At 70.0% G+C, this 18,217-nt stretch carries 13 protein-coding genes and 1 pseudogene; 4 read left to right on the top strand and 10 right to left on the bottom strand.

Features of this window, described 5'->3' with window-relative positions; genetic code table 11:
* Both AX721_RS08505 and AX721_RS08500 read right to left on the bottom strand, forming a co-directional pair.
* On the bottom strand, positions 1-557 hold a 557-nt coding region (locus AX721_RS08505), incomplete at its 3' end, for an MFS transporter (RefSeq protein ID WP_156467078.1).
* 22 nt (positions 558-579) lie between these two features.
* Positions 580-2,016: a sugar porter family MFS transporter gene (locus tag AX721_RS08500; RefSeq protein WP_068875581.1), complete on the bottom strand. Its 1,437-nt coding sequence runs from the start codon at positions 2,014-2,016 to the stop codon at positions 580-582.
* Positions 2,017-2,432: 416 nt separating this feature from the next.
* Between AX721_RS08500 and infA the strand changes: the two are divergent.
* Positions 2,433-2,648, top strand: a pseudogene (gene infA, locus AX721_RS08495) (translation initiation factor IF-1); the annotation flags it as partial.
* Between the two features lie 69 nt (positions 2,649-2,717).
* Here the strand turns inward: infA and AX721_RS08490 are convergent.
* From AX721_RS08490 to AX721_RS08470, 5 genes are read right to left on the bottom strand one after another with little or no spacing between them, the layout of a single operon-like run.
* Positions 2,718-4,499, bottom strand: coding sequence for an IlvD/Edd family dehydratase (locus tag AX721_RS08490; RefSeq protein WP_068875579.1), 1,782 nt, complete (start codon positions 4,497-4,499; stop codon positions 2,718-2,720).
* On the bottom strand, positions 4,492-5,367 hold the full coding sequence (locus tag AX721_RS08485) for an SMP-30/gluconolactonase/LRE family protein (protein WP_068875578.1): 876 nt from the start codon (positions 5,365-5,367) through the stop codon (positions 4,492-4,494). Before AX721_RS08485 ends, AX721_RS08490 begins: the two co-directional genes overlap by 8 nt.
* A complete protein-coding gene (locus tag AX721_RS08480) occupies positions 5,364-6,140 on the bottom strand; it encodes an SDR family NAD(P)-dependent oxidoreductase (protein WP_068875577.1) in 777 nt (258 codons plus the stop codon). Before AX721_RS08480 ends, AX721_RS08485 begins: the two co-directional genes overlap by 4 nt.
* Positions 6,131-7,567: an aldehyde dehydrogenase family protein gene (locus tag AX721_RS08475; RefSeq protein WP_068875576.1), complete on the bottom strand. Its 1,437-nt coding sequence runs from the start codon at positions 7,565-7,567 to the stop codon at positions 6,131-6,133. Before AX721_RS08475 ends, AX721_RS08480 begins: the two co-directional genes overlap by 10 nt.
* Positions 7,564-8,709 carry a fumarylacetoacetate hydrolase family protein gene (locus AX721_RS08470; RefSeq protein ID WP_068875575.1) on the bottom strand — a complete coding sequence of 382 codons (1,146 nt, stop codon included), beginning with the start codon at positions 8,707-8,709 and terminating at the stop codon, positions 7,564-7,566. The genes AX721_RS08475 and AX721_RS08470 overlap by 4 nt, the downstream gene beginning before the upstream one ends.
* A 112-nt stretch (positions 8,710-8,821) precedes the next feature.
* Between AX721_RS08470 and AX721_RS08465 the strand changes: the two genes are divergently transcribed.
* Positions 8,822-10,072, top strand: coding sequence for an SGNH/GDSL hydrolase family protein (locus AX721_RS08465; protein WP_068875574.1), 1,251 nt, complete (start codon positions 8,822-8,824; stop codon positions 10,070-10,072).
* 9 nt (positions 10,073-10,081) lie between these two features.
* Here AX721_RS08465 and AX721_RS08460 read toward each other — a convergent pair whose 3' ends face one another.
* A complete protein-coding gene (locus tag AX721_RS08460) occupies positions 10,082-11,134 on the bottom strand; it encodes a LacI family DNA-binding transcriptional regulator (RefSeq protein WP_068875573.1) in 1,053 nt (350 codons plus the stop codon).
* A 364-nt stretch (positions 11,135-11,498) separates the two neighbouring features.
* Between AX721_RS08460 and AX721_RS08455 the strand changes: the two genes are divergently transcribed.
* Both AX721_RS08455 and AX721_RS08450 read left to right on the top strand, forming a co-directional pair.
* A complete protein-coding gene (locus AX721_RS08455) occupies positions 11,499-14,324 on the top strand; it encodes a TonB-dependent receptor (RefSeq protein WP_369807897.1) in 2,826 nt (941 codons plus the stop codon).
* A 130-nt stretch (positions 14,325-14,454) separates the two neighbouring features.
* Positions 14,455-15,297, top strand: coding sequence for an arginase family protein (locus AX721_RS08450; protein ID WP_068875572.1), 843 nt, complete (start codon positions 14,455-14,457; stop codon positions 15,295-15,297).
* Positions 15,298-15,340: 43 nt separating this feature from the next.
* Here AX721_RS08450 and AX721_RS08445 read toward each other — a convergent pair whose 3' ends face one another.
* On the bottom strand, positions 15,341-15,868 hold the full coding sequence (locus AX721_RS08445; protein WP_082765535.1) for an FxDxF family PEP-CTERM protein: 528 nt from the start codon (positions 15,866-15,868) through the stop codon (positions 15,341-15,343).
* 182 nt (positions 15,869-16,050) lie between these two features.
* Positions 16,051-18,159, bottom strand: coding sequence for an alpha-glucuronidase family glycosyl hydrolase (locus tag AX721_RS08440; protein ID WP_068875570.1), 2,109 nt, complete (start codon positions 18,157-18,159; stop codon positions 16,051-16,053).
* Between the last annotated feature and the right edge of the window lie 58 nt (positions 18,160-18,217).

Raw genomic sequence — 18,217 nt, 5'->3', positions numbered from 1 at the left:
CGGAGATGTGTATAAGAGACAGCCAGCGCCCAGAGGAGGCCGATGGCGCCGGTGATCACGAAGGCCGCCCGCCAGTCGTAGGCCAGGATCGCCCAGGCCACGAGCGGCGGCGCCAGCATGGAGCCCAGCGAGGCGCCGATATTGTAGAAGCCGCCGGCGAAGCCCCGCTCGCGCGCCGGGAACCAGGTGGCGACCACCTTCATCCCCGCCGGATTGGCCGAGCCCTCGGCAAAGCCCAGCAGGCCGCGCAGGACGGCGAACACCGGCCAGGTGCTGGCGAAGCCGTGCGCCATCGAGATCACCGACCAGGCGCCGGCGAACAGCGCCAGGCCATAGCGCAGACCCACACTGTCGAGGACATAGCCCACCACCGGCTGCAGGATGATGCCGGCCTGGAAGGCGGCGGTGATCCAGCCGTACTGCTGCTCGGTGATGTGCAGCTCGGTCAGCATGGTGGGCGCCGCCACGCCCATCACGGCGCGCGTCAGGTAGTTCAGCATCGCGCCCAGCATCACCAGGCCGATGATCCACCAGCGGAGCGCGTGGAGCGTCTTCATGGGACCCGCGCCGGACGGCCGGTCAGCCCGTCATGTCCTCCAGCTCCTTGCCCCGGGTCTCGGTGACCATGGCGCGGACGAAGAACAGCGAGACCAGGGCGCTGAGGGCATAGAAGCTGTAGGTGGCGGCCAGGCCCAGCGAGGCCGCCAGGGCCGGGAAGCTGACCGAGATCGCGAAGTTGGCGGTCCACTGGGCGAAGCCGGCCACCGCCAGGCCTGAGCCGCGGATCTGGTTGGGGAACATCTCGCCCAGCATCACCCACATCACCGGGCCCCAGCTGAGGTTGAAGAAGATCACGTAGAGGTTCGCCGCGATCAGCGCCGCCAGGCCCGGGCCGTCGGCCAGGTGCAGGGCGCCGTCGACCATGGCGGCGGTGGAGAAGGCCCAGGCCATGACGGCCAGGGTCACCGCCATCCCCGCCGAGCCGATGAGCAGCAGCGGCTTGCGGCCGATGCGGTCGATCAGGGCGATGGTGGCGAGGCAGGCGAGGATCGAGAGCGAGCCCGACAGGATGTTGATCTTCAGCGCGTCGTCCTCGCTGAAGCCCACCGACTGCCAGAGCACGGCGCCGTAGTAGAAGACGATGTTGATGCCCACCAGCTGCTGGAAGACGGCCAGGCCGATGCCGGTCCAGACGATCGGGCGGATCCGGCCCGTGGACTTGTCGATCAGGTCGCGCAGCGTCGGGCGGTGGTGGTCGGCGGCCAGGCTGTCGCGGATCTCGGCCACCTTGCGCTCGCCTTCCGCGGCGCCGAAGAGGCGGGTCAGCACCATCAGGGCCGGCCCTTCCTTGCCCTTGGCCACCAGATAGCGCGGGCTTTCCGGGATCAGCAGCAGTGTGGAGAAGAAGATCCCCGCCGGGATCACCTGCATCCAGAACATCCAGCGCCACGCGGGAAAGCCCAGCCAGAACTCGGCGGTGGAGCCGCCGGCCGTGGCCGCCAGGGCGTAGTTCGCCACGAAGGCGCCGGTCAGGCCGGTGATGATCATGATCTGCTGGACGCTGGAGAGCCGGCCACGGATCGAGGCGGGGGTCACCTCCGAGATGTAGACCGGCGACAGGACGCTGGCCGCGCCCACCCCGATGCCGCCGATGAAGCGGGCGATGACGAAGACCAGCGAGCTGTCCGCCGCGCCGGTCCCGAGGGCGCTGACGATGAACAGCGCGGCGGCGATCATCATCACCGTGCGCCGGCCCATCAGGTCCGCCAGCCGACCGGCCAGGAAGGCGCCGACCGCGCAGCCCAGCAGGATGGCGCCCACGTTGAAGCCGGTTCCCAGCTTGGAGAGGGCGAAGGTCTTCTCCAGCCCCTCCTGGGTGCCGTTGATGACGCCGCTGTCGTAGCCGAACATGAAGCCGCCGATGGTGGCGACGGCCACGATGGCGGCGATGAAGGCCATGTTCACCCGGGCGCTCTCCGGGGTTCCGGCGACGGCCGGACTGCTCGTGGCGGACACTGGATCACCCTTCCCTGGCAGGCCGTGGCGGCCTTGCGTTTTCCTCGACCCGCCGGCCGGCTCTCATGGGCCGGTTCGACGAACTCCCACCCTTCATGATAGCGCTATCATGGTCAAGTCCAATGGTATCACCTCGATCCCGCGCGTCACACGCGCCCCGACGTCACGCGCAGTTGCAGTGCCGCGCACCTTGCGCCGGAGCGCCAAAAACCCCATTATGCCAAGATCAAACATCGCTTTGGCTCGCCTGCGGTCCCTGCTGATCTTACGACCCGCAAGGACTCCCGCGTCCGACCTCTTCGAAGATTGATCCCGCCGCCCAGCGCGCCGCGAGACCTGATCTTCCGGGGCCAGAGCTGCCAAGACGACGACGGGCTGGCCAGCGCCGGCCCGTTTTCACATGCCAAGGAGACTACATGGCGAAGGAAGAACTGATCGAATTCGAAGGCGAAATCGCCGAGCTGCTGCCCGAAGGCCGGTTTCGCGTGCGCCTGGAAAACGATCACGAGGTGCTGGCCTATACCGCCGGCAAGATGAAGAAGAACCGGATCCGCTCCATGGTCGGCGACCGGGTGACGGTGGAAATGACCCCCTACGACCTCGATCGCGCGCGGATCATCTTCCGTCACCGCGATGCGACGCCCCGCGTGGGCGGCGGCGGCCCGCCGAAGCGCCCGTTCCGCAAGCGCTAAGCGGCCGACTCAGTGGTTGTGTCGCGGCGTCTTCGCCGCGACGCCACGGTACTTGACGGCCATCTCCAGCACGGCGCCGTCGGCCAGCTGGCCGGTCTTCTCGCGATAGAGCTCCTCCCACGGTGTGTGGCTCTCCGGGACCGGCGGCGACCCCTCGGCCTTGCGCCGTTCGATCTCACCTTCCTCCACCAGCGCATCGCAGCGGCCCGCGTTAAGGTCGATGCGGATGATGTCGCCCGTGCGCAGCCAGGCCAGGCCGCCCCCCGCGGCGCTCTCCGGCGACGCATTCAGGATCGACGGGCTGTCCGACGTCCCCGACTGGCGGCCATCGCCCAGGGTCGGCAGGCTGGAGATCCCCCGCTGGATCAGGGCGTCCGGCGGCTGCATGTTCACCACCTCGGCCGAACCCGGCCAACCCAGCGGCCCCGAGCCCCGGATCACCAGGATCGAACGCTCGTCGATGGCGAGCGCCGGATCGTTGATGCGGTGGTGGTAGTCGTCCGAGCCGTCGAACACGACCGCGCGGGCCTCGAACACCCCTTGCCGCCCCGGCTCGGACAGGTAGCGGGCGCGGAACTCCTCGGAGATCACCGAGGTCTTCATGATCGCGAAGTCGAACAGGTTGCCCTTCAGCACCACGAAGCCGGCGCGTTCGCGAAGCGGCGCCGCGTAGGGCAGGATCACCTCGCGGTCGGTGGAGCCGCGGCCGGCCACGTTCTCGGCGATCGTCCGGCCGGTCACGGTCAGGCACCCGCCGTCGATCCGGCCCGCCGCCAAGAGCTCGCTCAGCACCGCCGGCACACCGCCCGCGCGGTGGAACCGTTCGCCCAGATACTTGCCGGCCGGCTGCATGTTCACCAGCAGGGGGATGTCCAGGCCGTGGACGCTCCAGTCGTCGGGCGCGAGTTCGACGCCCGCATGGCGCGCCATGGCCACGATGTGCGGTTGGGCGTTGGACGAGCCGCCGATGGCGCTGACCGTCTTGATGGCGTTCAGGAAGGCGGCGCGATCCAGGATCTTGGACGGGCGCAGGTCCTCATAGGCCATCTCCACGATCCGCCTGCCGGTCTCGTAGGCCATCTGGCCCCTCTCGCGGTACGGCGCCGGGATCGCCGCGCAGCCCGGCAGCGACAGGCCCAGCGCCTCGGCCACGGCGTTCATGGTCGAGGCCGTGCCCATGGTGTTGCAGTGGCCGGCGGACGGCGCCGAGGCTGTGGCGCGGGCCAGGAACTCGGCCTCGTCGATCTCGCCTGCGGCCAGCTTGCGGCGGCTGCGCCAGATCACCGTGCCGGAGCCGACCAGCTCGCCCTCGTGCCAGCCGTCCAGCATCGGCCCGCCGGACAGCACGATGGCGGGGATGTCGACGGTGGAGGCGGCCATGATCCCGCTGGGCGTGGTCTTGTCGCAGCCCGTGGTCAGCACCACCGCGTCGATGGGATAGCCGTAGAGCGTCTCTACGAGCCCCAGATAGGCCAGGTTCCGGTCCAGCGCCGCGGTCGGCCGGCGGCAGTTCTCGAAGATCGGATGGACCGGGAATTCCATGGGAATCCCGCCGGCGTCCCGGATGCCGTCGCGCACCCGCTTGGCCAGCTCCACATGGATGCGGTTGCAGGGGGAGAGGTCGCTGCCCGTCTGGGCGATGCCGATGATCGGGCGGCCGTCCTGGAGCTCGGCCGGGGTGACGCCGTAGTTCATGAACCGCTCCAGGTAGAGCGCGGTCATGTCGGAGCGGGCGGGGTCGGCGAACCAGTCCCGGGAGCGGAAGGGTCGGGCCGGGGTGCGGTCAGGCATGCTGGACATCGTGCTGCGGCAGGCCCGGCGTGTCGACGTCGAACCGGAACAGGCCGCCCGCCAGGGGCTGGGCCTCGCGCTCGGCGGGTGACAGGCCCTTCCAGGCGGTCGTGGCGTAGACGGTCTTCAGGTCCGGGCCGCCGAAGGCGATCTTGGTGACGTTGGCCACGGGCAGGCGGACGAAGCCGATCTGCTCGCCCTTCGGCGAATAGCGGCGCGCGCCCCAGCCGGCGAAGAGGCCCGTCCAGACGCAGCCCTCGGCGTCGACGGTCGGGCCGTCGGGATACCCGGCGCCGTCCTCGATCCGGGCGAAGACCCGCTTGTTCGAAAGGCTGCCGTCGGGGGCGAGGTCGAAGGCGTAGAGCACCCGCTGCAGCGTGTCGGTGTGGTAGAGCGTGCGGCCGTCGGGACTGACCGCCGGGCCGTTGGTGATGCAGTAGCCGTCGTCCATCCGCCGCAGGCCGCGCTCGTCCAGGCGATAGAGCGCGCCGGTCAGGTCCGTCTCGCCGTCGTGCATGGAGCCAAACCACAGGCGGCCCCGGGCGTCGACGAAGCCGTCATTCAGGCGATTGCCCAGGCTCGCATCCTCCACCGTCGCCATCAGGTCGAAGCGGCCGCCGGCCGGGTCGAACCGGTGCAGGCCGGTCTTGAGGCCCGCGATCCACCCGCCGCCCTGGACCGGCGCGATGAACCCCGGCTGCGCCGGCGCCTGCCAGCTGAACGCCGCCCCGCTCTCGGGCTCGTAGCGGTGGATGCGCAGGCCCTTGATGTCGACGAACCAGACCGCCTTGTCGGCCGAGCGCCAGACCGGCCCCTCGCCCAGCTCGCAGGCGGACCGCAGGACGCACTCGGGCGGGGCGGCGCTCATCGCCAGCCCGCGTCGATCCAGTACTCGTGGCCGGTGCAGAACCGTGCGTCGTCCGAGGCGAGGAACAGCACCAGGGCCGCCACGTCCCGCGGCTCGATCCGGCCCTTCAGGCACTGCTGGGCGACGATCTCGGCCTCGCCCTCGGGCGTGTACCACTTGAGCTGTCGCGGCGTGCGCACGTTGCCGGGCGCGATGCAGGTGACGCGGATGCCGAAGGGGCCCAGCTCGCGGGCCAGGGCCCGGGTCATGCCCTCGATCCCGGCCTTGGCGGTCTCGTAGAGCACGAGGTCCGGCAGGCCGAGATGCCAGGAGATGGAGCCGAAGTTGATGATCGCCCCGCCGCCGGCGGCCTTCATCCCCTCCACCACCGCCTGGGCGCAGAACACCATGTGGCGCAGGTTCACGGCGATCCGGTCGTCGAAATAGGCCGGCGTCACCTCCGCCAGGGTGTGGCGGTCGTCATTGCCGGCGTTGTTGACCAGCACGTCCACCGGCCCGATCGCGCGGAAGAACGCGGCGATGGCGTCGGCGTCCCGCAGATCCACGGCGTGGAACCTGGGCGCGACCCTGGCCTCGCCGAGCCGCGCCACGAGCGCCTTGGACTCCGCCTCCAGCACGTCGACGAAATGCACCTCGGCGCCCTGGCCGACGAAGGCCTCGACCAGGCCGGCCCCGATCCCGGAGCCGCCGCCGGTGACGACCACCCGCTTGCCCTCCAGGCTGGGATAGACCGCGCCCCTGGGCTGAGCGTCCACCTTCACCGTCACGCCCATGAGTAGGCCGTCTTCGTCTGGGTGTAGAACTCCACCGCGGAGAAGCCCTGCTCCCGGGCGCCGTAGCTGGACTTCTTCGAGCCGCCGAAGGGGACGTGATAGTCGACGCCGGCGGTCGGCAGGTTGACCATCACCATCCCCGCCCGCACCCGCCGCTGGAAGTCGCGGGCGTACTTCAGCGAGGTGGTCACGATCCCGGCCGACAGGCCGAAGTCGCCGCCGTTGGCCACGGCCAGGGCCTCGTCGTAGTCCTTCACCCGGACCGTGCTGGCGACCGGGCCGAACACCTCCTCGTTGTTGATCCGCATCCTGGGATCGGTGTCGGCGATCAGGGTCGGCTGGACGTACCAGCCGGGGGTGTCCAGCTTCAGCCGCCCGCCGCCCGTGACGATGCGGCCGCCCTCGGACGTGGCGATGTCCATGTAGCGGTAGCTGGTCTCCATCTGCGCCTCGCTGACCGCCGGGCCCATCTGGGTGTCGGGCTTCAGGGCGTCGCCCACCCGCAGGGCCGCCACCTTCTCGGCCAGGGCGGCCACGAAGCGGTCATGGATGCCCTCGGTGACGATGATGCGGCTGGAGGCGGTGCAGCGCTGGCCGGTGGCGAAGAACGAGCCGTCCAGGGCCACCATCACCGCCCGGTCCAGGTCGGCGTCGTCCAGGACAACCAGCGGGTTCTTGCCGCCCATCTCCAGCTGCACCCGCGCCTGGCGCTTCACCGCCGCCTCGGCCACGGTGGCGCCCACACCCTGGGAGCCGGTGAACGAGACACCGTCCACGCCCGGATGGTCGACCAGCTTCGCGCCCATGGCCCCAGGCCCGAAGATCATGTTGAAGACGCCCTTGGGCGCGCCGCATTCCCAGATGATCTCGGCCAGGGCCGCGGCGGTGGCCGGCGTCGGACCGGCCGGCTTCAGCACCACCGTATTGCCGAACGCCAGGGCGGGCGCGCTCTTCCAGGCGGGGATGGCGATGGGGAAGTTCCAGGGCGTGATCAGCCCGAACACGCCCACCGCCTGGCGGTAGGTCTGGATCTCCACGCCGGGGCGCACCGAGTCCAGGTTCTGGCCGTGGCGGCGCAGCGCCTCGCCGGCGAAGTACTTGAAGATGCGCCCCGCCCGCACCGTCTCGCCGATGCCCTCGGGCAGGGTCTTGCCCTCCTCGCGCGACAGCAGCCTGCCCAGCTCCTCGCGCCGGGCCAGGATGGTGTCGCCCACCTTGTCCAGCAGGTCGGAGCGGACCTCGGGCGAGGCTTCCGACCAGGCGGGGAACGCGGCCTGCGCCGCGTCCACCGCAGCGTTCACCTCGGTCTCGCCGCCCCGCGGCACGTGGGCCACCACGTCGGTCGTGTTGGACGGGTTGGTGCTGTCCTCGGCCGCCGCCGCGCGCACGCGCTCGCCGCCGATGTACTGGGGTAAGGTCTCGGTCATTGCGCAGCCTGGGGCAGGAGGAGGCCGCGTCCGGCCAGGTTTCGCATCAGGTCGCCGACGCCGAAGCTCCACGGCGCGGCGGCCTTCGAGGTCGTCACCTCGTTCTCGAGGGTCCCGAGGCGCGGGCTGGAGACCCGCACCACGTCGCCCACCTTGTGGGTGAACCCCTGGCCCGCCACGTCGCGATCCTGGGTCGGGGCGAACAGCGTGCCCAGGAACAGGGCGAAGCCGTCGGGGTACTGGTGCTCGGACAGCGCCTGCCGAACCAGCTCCAGCGGGTCGCGGCTGATCTGGTCCATCGAGCTCACGCCCTCAAGACGGTAGTTGTCGCGCCCCTCGATCACCAGGTCGACCCGGGCGCGGCGCACGTCGTCGAGGGTGAACCCCTCGTCGAACAGGCGGATGAACGGCCCCAAGGCGCACGAGGCGTTGTTGTCCTTGGCCTTGCCGAGCAGCAGGGCCGAGCGGCCCTCGAAGTCACGCAGGTTGACGTCGTTGCCCAGGGTGGCGCCCACCGCGCGGCCGGCGCGGTCGCACACCAGCACCACCTCCGGCTCGGGGTTGTTCCACGCCGAGTCCGAGCGGATGCCGACCTGGGCGCCATGGCCCACCGCCGACAGCACGGGCGCCTTGGTGAAGATCTCCGCGTCCGGGCCGATGGCCACCTCCAGGTACTGCGACCACAGGCCGTCGGCGATCAGGGCGGCTTTCAGCTTGGCCGCTTCCGGCGAGCCGGGCGTCACCGAGCGGATATCGGCGCCGACGCGGTCGCGCAGGTCGGCGCGGATCGCCTCGGCGCGCGCCGCATCGCCGCGCGCCCGCTCCTCGATCACCCGCTCCACAGCCGAGACCGCGAAGGTCACCCCGGCCGCCTTGACGCACTGCAGGTCGACGGGCGCCAGCAGCGGCTGGCGCGCGAAGTCGAAGGCGTCGATGGGCCCAAGGTCCCGCCCGGGCGCGGTCGCGGCGTCGAAGTTCAATAGATCGGAGACCGTCGGGGCGGTCTGGGAGACGTCGAACAGGTGTCCGTTCCGGCACACCACCGGGGTCGGACCGGCCGAGGTCTCGATACGGCCCACGAGCGTCGCAGCCTGCCAATCCTCGGGCAAGAAGGCCGTCGGCCGCGATGCGGCTTCGCCCATGGTCAGACCTCCCTATTTTTGGTAGCGCTATCAATCCAGGGGCCAACCTGTCAAGGCGAGCCTTCGCGGGCGGCCGCTCAAAGAGCCGCCATACCGAGGAGAGGAAAAGACCATGCGCCTGCCGTCACGCCTTTCGAAGCTGCGCCGCCTGGCCTCGGCCGGCCTGCTCATCCTGGCCCTGGGCGCGCCGGCGCAGGCGCGGGAGCCGGCCTGGGTGGGCGCCTGGGCCTCGTCCCAGCAGGTTCCAGAGCCGCGCAACGCCCTGCCCGACGCCGCGCTCACCGACGCAACGGTGCGCCAGATCGTGCGCGTGACCGCCGGCGGGCCGCAGATCCGCATCCGGCTCTCCAACGCCTTCGGGACCGCGCCCCTGCGCTTCTCGGCGGTCCATGTGGGCCGGCCCCGCACGCCGGGCTCCGCCGCCATCGATCCGGCGAGCGGCCGGCTTGTCACCTTCGACGGCCGCCCGGACATCACGGTGCCGGCGGGCGCGGAATATGTCTCGGACCCGGTGGACTTCGCGGTCCGCGCGCTGGACAGCGTCGCGGTCAGCTTCCACCTGCCCGCGGCTCCGGCGACCCAGACCGGCCACCCTGGCTCGCGCACGACGACCTTCCATGTGCACGGCCAGCGGGTCGCCGACGCCGACCTGCAGGGGGCGGAGAAGGTGGTGCGCTGGTACCAGCTTGCCGGGATCGACGTCCCGGCCGCGCCGCGCAGCGCCGCCATCGTCGCGTTCGGCGACTCCATCACCGACGGCTACGGCGTGGGGCCGGACCGCAACGAGCGCTGGCCGGACGTGCTGGCCGAGCGGCTGCAGCAGGTCCCGTCGCTGCGGCGCCTGTCGGTCCTGAACCACGGCATCGGCGGCAACCGCTTGCTGCTGGACGGCCTGGGCCCCAACGCCCTGGCGCGCTTCGAGCGCGATGTCCTGGCCCAGACCGGCGTGCGCTACGTGATCGTGCTGGAGGGCGTGAACGACCTGGGGACCGCGGCCCAGGCCGGGGCGATGTCGCCCGAGGCGCACGCCCGGCTCGTGGCGGACATGATCGGGGTCTACCGCCAGATGGTCGCCCGCGCCCGGGCCCGCGGGATCAAGGCGATCGGCGCCACCATCCTGCCGTTCGCGGGGTCGTTCTATAAGCCCGAGGCGGCGCACGAGGCCGACCGCCAGGCGTTGAACGCCTGGATCCGGACGCCCGGGAACTTCGACGCGGTGATCGATTTCGACGCGGTGATGCGCGATCCGGCCCAGCCCGATCGGTTGCGGGCCGATCTGGATTCGGGCGACCACCTGCACCCGTCGATGGCGGGCTATCGGGCGATGGCGGAGGCGGTTCCCCTGTCGCTGTTCAAGCCCTGAGGCGGGGAGCTACGCCGGCGGCGGCCCGTCCGACTGGCGGCGGATGAGGGTGAAGTCCTGCAGCGCGTGCGGATGCTGCGCCTTCTCGCCGGCGCGGCGGCTGCGGATCTCGTCGGCCAGCAGGGTGACGGCCTGGCGCGACATGTCGGCGATGGGCTGGCGGATGGTGGTCAACTCCGGCCACACCGTGGTGGCGAGCGCGCTGTCGTCGAACCCCACGACGGTCAGATCTCGCGGCACGTCGAGGCCGCGCCGGTGGGCCACGGCGATCGCGGCGGCCGCCATGTCGTCGTTGCTGGCGAAGATGGCGGCCACGGCCGGCCTGAGCGCGATCAGCGCTTCCGCCGCCTCGAACCCGGAGCGGTACGTGAAATAGCCCTGCGCCAGCAGCTCTTGCGGCGCCGGCAGGCCCGCTTCGGCCAGGGCGGCCAGGTGGCCCTCCAGGCGCTGGCGGCTGGCGGTCTGGTTGGGATGGCCCTTGATGAAGCCGATCCGGCGGTGGCCCAGGGCGATCAGGTGCCGGGTCATGGCCCGGGCCGCCGCGAAGTCGTCGATGCGCACGGCCGAGACGTCGGCGGGCGGCTGGCCCGTCGCCACGGCCACGGCCGGGACGTTCGCCTCGGCCAGCGCCCGGGTCACGGCGGCGTTGTCGCAGAGCGGCGGCGGCAGGATGATCCCGTCCACGCCCGAGGCCACCAGGCGCGTGGCGGCCAGCTCGGCGCGCTCGTCGTCGCACTTCTCGACGATCAGCTGGATATTGCCGCGGCTGCACTGGTCCAGGCTGCCGACCAGGAACTCGCTCAGATAGGCCGCGCTGGGGTTCGAATAGAGCAGGCCGATCCGGATCAGGTCAGCGCCGGCCAGGCTGCGCGCGGCGGGGTTGGGCGCATAGTTCAGCTCGCGGATCGCCGCGTTCACCGCCTCGCGGGTCGAGTCGCGGACGTTCTTTTCGCCGTTGATCACCCGTGACACCGTCATCGGCGACACGCCCGCGAAACGGGCCACGTCGTGAATCGTCAGGGATCCCCTCTGTCGACGCGCCGGTTTTGGCTCCAAACCCATTCTCCCAACTGCGCCCTAGCTGTCGCCCAACCTCCGCCGCTTCTCAAGCCCGCGTCCCGCCGGCCGCAACGGCCGTTTGGATTGGTCTGACCTACAATAGCACATCGGTCAGACCGTATTGACAGCAAAGAACTGACCTAGTACCAGTCTCAATGTGACCGCTATCATTCTACAGTAAAGCAGCGGCCCGAGAACAGTCTTGGATGCGGCACGGTCAAAGACCGGTCGACGCGCTTGCGCGTGAAGAACAACAGGTGTGTGCGCGGCACGCACAATGGGGACGGGAATTATGAATTCTTCACAGAAGAAGAAGCCTGCGCACGCCAAATCCTTGCTGCTGGGCGCCACATGTCTTGCGACTCTTTTGGCCTCTCAGGCCCAGGCCCAGACCGCGCCGGCCCCCGCCGGCGACGTGGACGAGGTCGTGGTGACGGGATTCCGCCGCAGCCTAGCCGAATCGACCATCGCCAAGCGTGAGGCCACCGGCTTCCAGGACAGCATCTTCGCCGAGGACATCGGGAAGTTCCCCGACACCAACCTGGCGGAATCGCTGAACCGGATTCCCGGCGTGCAGCTGACCCGCGAGATCACCGGCGAGGGCCTGAACATCGCCATCCGCGGCCTGGGCACCAACTTCACCAAGGTCATGCTGAACGGCAACCAGATCGCGGTCGCCTCCTCGGGCAAGACGGACGCCCAGAACCAGAACCGCGAAGTCGACCTCGACGTCTTCCCGACCGAGCTGTTCAACCGGCTGGACGTGAACAAGACGCCGGTGGCCAGCATGCTGGAGGGCGGAGTCTCCGGCTCCGTGAACATGCGAAGCGCCCGCCCGTTCGACAACCCGGGCCGCCAGCTCAACTACTCGCTCCAGGGCGCCTACAACGAGAATTCCGAGAAGTGGAGCCCGCGCGGCGCCCTGATCGCCAGCCAGACCTGGGACACGAACGTCGGCGAGTTCGGGATCCTGGCCGGCGTCGCCATCGCCCGGAACAAGGTGCAGACCCGGGGCTTCGAGACCATCGGCTGGTCCAACGTCACCAACGTGACTTGCGCCGGCTGCAACACCAACGGCGGCAACGGCTTCAACTTCGCCACGACGGTCCCCGCCAACGCCGGCAACGGCCTCACCCCCGGGACGGTGGTCGACAACGCCTTCCTGCTGGCGAACAACCCCGGCACGACCCTGCAGCAGCTCAGCGACGGCCTGCTGCCGCGCCTGGGCCGCCCGGCCTACAACGCCGGCCGCCGCGACCGGGACTCGGCCCTGATCTCCATCGAGTACCGGCCGTCGGAAAATCTCAGCTTCTATTTCGACACCCTGCTGGCCCAGGCCGAACGCAAGTTCGAACGCCTGGACATGAACTGGATCGTCCGCAACTCGAACAACATGGTCCCCCTGAACGTGAAGGTGGACTCCAACAACGTCGTCACCTCCGGGACCTTCGCCAACTCGCAGTTCTTCCTCGAGTACCGCCCGTACGAAGAGGACCTGGAGTTCTTCAACCTGAACCCCGGCTTCACCTGGCAGGCCAACGACTGGATCAAGGTCGAAGGCCAGCTCAACATGAGCAAGAGCCAGTTCTTCCGGGAGGCGCCCAGCGTCCTGGTGAACACGCCGCTGAACGCCGGCGTCACGGTCACCTACGACAACACCTCCGGCCCGTTCCCCAGCATCACCACCAACGCCGACCTGAACGATCCGAACCTCGGCTGGGTCTGGGCAGGCGCGCGGGTGAACATCCAGAACGAGCGGCGTGTCACCAAGACCAAGGGCGCGCACCTGGACACCACCTTCGGCGACGAGAACCTGAACCTGAAGGTTGGCGGCGCGTACGATACGGCCCGCCGCTCGATCATCGCTCTCGACAACAGCCCCGCCTGGCAGCAGGCGGTGTGCGGCGGGGGCGGCACGTTCCAGCCGGCGCCGGCGCCCCAGCCCGCCTGCAACGGCCAGGCCGGCTCGGCCGTGACCCAATCGCAGCTCGCCTCGTACCTGCGCCCGGGCCCCGACGGCTACATCACGGTGGACTGGGACGCCTTCAAGCAGGCCACCAACTACGACGCCTTCAGCGACGCCGCGCCCTTCTCGGCGGCCTCCGCCACCGCGGCCCGTTCCGGCATCATCAAGGAGGAGACGGTCGGCGCCTACGCCGAGTTCAACGGAACGTCGGAGTTCCAGGACTTCCGCCTCCGCTACAATGCCGGCGTCCGCTACATCTCCACCGAACAGAGGATCACCGGCCCCTTCACCCCACCCGGCGCCTCGGCCGCGATCGGCTTCCAGACCCTGGGCTCGCGCTACGACGCCTACCTGCCCTCGTTCAACGCCTCGCTGGAGCTGCCGCACGACGTGGTGTTCCGCCTGGCCGCCTCGCGCACCCTGACGCGGCCCGACCCCAGCGCCATGCTGCCGGGCACCAGCTTCAGCGACCCCTCGGCGCAGAACGCCAGCCAGGGCAACCCGAACCTGACCCCGTTCAAGTCGAACAACTTCGACGCCGGGATCGAGTGGTACACGGGCCAGGAGGGCTACATCGGCGCGGTGGGCTTCCAGAAGGAGGTCAGCGGCTTCACCGTCCAGGGGACCAACACCATCCCGTTCCGCCAGCTGGGCGTTCCGTTCGAGAGCCTGACCCCCAACCAGCAGCAGGCGATCAACAACCGCGGCGGCCCCGACGCCGCTACGGTCACGGTGACCCAGCAGGTCAACGCCGGCGGCGTGCTGACCATCCGGGGCTACGAGCTGAACTGGGTGCAGCCGCTGAGCTTCGTCGTGGACGGCCTGGGCTTCACCGCCAACTACACCCGCATCTATCAGAGCGCCTCGGGCGCCGGCGCGCCGCCGGTGGCCATTGGGGTCTCGCCCTACACCTACAACCTGACCGGATATTACGAGAAGGGCCCGGCCTCGATCCGCCTGTCGTGGACCTACAACGACAAGCAGATCAGCTCCGGCCCGAACCAGAACAGCGTGCCCGTGGCCCAGCTGCGCACCGACGCCCGCGGCCAGCTCGACCTGTCGGCCAGCTACTCCTTCGACTGGCTGCCCACCGAGCCGCGGCTCACCCTCGACATCATCAACATCACCGACGAGGAGCAGCGGCAGACCTTCGAATACCCGAACGCCGCCTACACCTACTACAAGCCCGGCCGCGGGATCCTGGTGGGCATCCGCGGCCGGTTCTGACGTCCGCTCGTCTCTCCCCTCGAGACCGGCAACCCTCGGGCGGCGCGCAAGCGCCGCCCGCTTTCTTTTCGTCGGAGGACCAAGGCCACGAGCCCTTTTCGGGCTCTGCGAACCGTACGAGCATCGGGCCATGCAAGTCTTTGAACACAGCGCCGCGCCCGGATCGCCGGACCGGTTCGACCTCGCCCTCGCCTATCCCCAGTGGCAGGGGTCGGGGCGTTCCGCCAACCTGCCACGGGGGGCGGAGGCCGCGGCGGAGGTCTGCGGCCGCTATGCGCCGCTCCGGCGCGTGGCCATGGCCGGCGAAGGCGATGCGGTCGGCGGGATCAATCGCTGGACGGCGATCCTCGACCAGTTCCGGGCGGCCCAGGCCATCCTCGACGAGGTGCGCCCGGCCCGCATCCTGACCGCGGGCGGCGACTGCGCGGTCGACGTGGTGGTGATCGACCACCTTCACCGGCGCTATCCGGACCTGACGGTCATCTGGGTGGACGCCCACCTGGACGCCAATACGGCCGAGACGAGCCCCAGCGGGAGCTTCCACGGCATGCCGGTCGCCACGCTCCTGGGCCGCCCGCCGGCCGCCCTGCGCGGCCTGCTTGGCCCGGCCCTGGCGCCGTCGCAGCTCCTCTATGTCTCGGCCCACGTCGGCGACCATGGGGAATGGGCCTTCCAGCGCGAACAGGGCGTGCGCTGGCTCGAACCCGGCCAGACCGTCTCCGGCCCGGTCCACATCCATTTCGACCTCGACGCCCTCGACCCGGCCCAGTTCCCGCATCTCGCCTATCCGGAAGGCCGCCTGTCCCTGGAGGCGGGCGTAGATCTGGTGCGCAACATCGCGGCAGGGGGCAATCTTGTGGGCCTGACCCTCACGGAATTCGCGCCCGCCGACGCCGCTGCGGCCCTGGACGGCGGCCGCTATCTGCAACGCCTCTGCGAGGCCGCAGGCCTGCGGGAGATGCCCACGGTATGATGTCCGATGGACGCCCCGGCCCGGACAGGCCGGGGCGTGGTCGTCAGGCCGCGGCCGGGAGGCTGTCGGCGCGCCGACGACGGATCATCGCACCCGCGCCGCCGAAGCCGGCGATCATCAGGGCCCACGAAGCCGGCTCGGGAACCGCCGCCGTGGGCACGAAGGTGATCACGCCCGAGTAGGAGGCGTTGCCGCCGCCCAGGCCGGACAGCACCAGCTGCTGCGCGGCGCCGGCCGTCAGCTCCAACCCGTTCAGGAACCGGAACTCGTTCCACCCGGCCGTGCCGGTCTCGAACTCCTCGCCGTTGAACGCGACGCTGGTCCAGGTGATGTTCTGGCTGCCCGTGCTCATGGTCGAGGTGATGACGAAATCGCCCCGGCCGGTCGGCATGCTGAAGTTGAAGACGTCACTGAACGACGCGTCGGTGATGCCCGTGTTGCCGAAGGTGATGGTGAAGCCGCCATCGGAGCCTACCGGGCCATAGTTGATGTAGGTCGCCGCCTCGGCCCCCGATGCGGCGAGGCTGAGGGCGGCGATGGCCGCGCCAAGGGAATACGCCAAGCGTCTCATACTGCACTCCGTCACGCGCCGCCGGACCACTCTTGTCGCTGGGCCGCCCTTTGGCGGCGCACGTTGGGTCCCGGCCTGCCCAGCGCCCGTGAAGCCATGGGGCGCCCGATCTCCTGAGTCCAGTTATTACGCAACTATTAATTACGAATCTTTCGCAACGCCCGTGCGATGTCCGCCAGCCTTCAGATCCCGGGGGCATAGGGGAAGCTGAGCGCCTCGTACCACTCGAGAGAGTGCGGCGGCGGCGCGTAGCCGGCCGGCAGCGGTCGTTTCGAGAAGCTCTGGAAATAGGCGATGCAGGCGTCGCGCCACCACTGGGCCTCCCGCTCCTGGATGGCCAGATAGGCCGCGACCTCCGCGTGGCGTTCAGCGTCCACATGGGGCGCCACGGCGTCCCAGGTCCGGCGCATCGCCTTCACCTCGTCGACGCCCCGCGAGTAGCGGACCACCAGCTCGTCCCACAGGGTGCGGCCGGACGCCACGCGGTGGTCCCATGGGAGGCGGTGGAACCACAGCAGGAAGCGCTCGTCGGCGGCCAGGGCCTTGCCGGCCTGCGGCGCGTACTGGGCGACGGCGTTGCTGCCCGTGGCCATGCGGTCGAAACCGATCCCGTCGGGCGAGGCGCGGTGGTAGTAGACGCTCGTCCAGTCGGCGCGCTCGCCGCCCGCCACCCAGGGCCCCGGGCCGTAGTGGTGGCTGCGCCCCATGATGTGGTGCAGGCCCAGCGGGGTCATGTAGTCCACCATGGTCTCGCGAGAGGTCGCCATCATGTCACCCACCGGCTTCACCACCGCGGGGTCGTTGGAAAACGTCATGCGGATCCACTCGTCCGCGATGGCGGCGGCTGACAGGTTCGGGTCCCAGGCCAGGCGGCCGAAGGCGTACCAGTTGGCCTGGTCGAAGTGCGAGCCCGACCAGTTGCGGTCAGCCCCGATATTGGCGACGCCCGCCATGCCGGTGAGGCCCTCGCCTGGCGCGCCCGCGGCGACCACCCTGGCGACGGTCGCCCCCTTGCCGCCGCGCCAGGTATCGGCCTGCAGCACCTCTTCCCAGAGCGGGCCCTGGTAGACGAGGTGGGTGGCGAAGCCGAGGTATTCCTTGGTGATCTGGAATTCCATCATCAGCGGCGTCTTGGGCATCGCGCCGAACAGCGGGTGGAACGGCTCGCGCGGCTGGAAGTCCAGCGGCCCGTTCTTGACCTGCACGATGACGTTCCTGGCGAACTGGCCGTCCAGCGGGGTGAACTCGGAGAAGGCCTGCTTGATCCGGTCCTCGGGCTGTTCGTGCGAATAGACGAAGGCCCGCCACATCACGACGCCCCCATGCGGGGCCAGCGCCTCGGCCAGCATGTTGGCGCCGTCGGCGTGCGAGCGGCCATAGTCCTGCGGCCCGGGCTGTCCCTCGGAATTGGCCTTGACCAGGAAGCCGCCGAAATCGGGGATCGTGCGGTAGATCTCGTCGGCCTTGGCCTTCCACCAGGCGCGGACGGCGGGGTCCAGCGGGTCGGCGGTGGGCAGGCCGCCGATCTCCTTCGGCGCCGAGAACCGGGCTGACAGATAGACCTTGATGCCATAGGGCCGCAGTACGTCGGCCACCGCCGCGGCCTTCTTGAGGTACGGCTCCGTCAGGCTGTCGGCCTTGGCGTTGACGTTGTTGAGGACCGACCCGTTGATGCCCAGCGAGGCGTTGGCCCGGGCGTAGTCGACGTAGCGCGGGTCCCTGTAGTCGGGCAGCTTCCACCAGTCCCAGATCGACTGGCCCGCGTAGCCGCGCTCCACCGACCGATCCAGGTTATCCCAATGGTTGAGGACGCGCAGCTTCACCGCCGGCTTGGAGGCGATATCGAGCCTGTCGATCGGCTGGCGCGTCTGGAGCAGCCGCAGAACGTGGAAGGCGCCGTACAGCACGCCCACGTCCGAGTTCGCCGCGATCACCGTCGTCGGGCGCCCCTCCACCTGCAGCGAGCGGATCACGTAGCCCTCGGGACCCACGCCTTGCAGCGGCAGCTTCAGCGCCGCGATCTGCGGCGAAGCGGCCGTCCCCGCTAGCAGCGCCGCCCGCGCCCCGGCCGGCGCGCCGCCCCTTAGCCCGCCCAGGCCCCGCGCCAGCTCGGCCCTCGCGGCCCTGAGGGTGGGGCTGTCGCCCAGCACCGTCACCTCGCCGACCGCGGCGGCGCCCTCCACCGGCCGATAGCGGAGCCAGAGATCGTAGCCGTCCTCGGCCCGCGCGGCTGCGGCGCTGCCGGCCAGGGTCGCCGCGGCCATCAAGGCCAGAAACGTGCGCCGGATCATCGAGAGCTCCAGTGGTCGAGACATTAGCGTTCTATTGGTCAGACCACCTCGTTGACAA

The sequence above is a fragment of the Phenylobacterium sp. CCH9-H3 genome, assembly GCF_001557235.1.
Lineage (GTDB): Bacteria > Pseudomonadota > Alphaproteobacteria > Caulobacterales > Caulobacteraceae > Phenylobacterium.
This window is presented reverse-complemented; position numbering and strand designations above follow the sequence as displayed.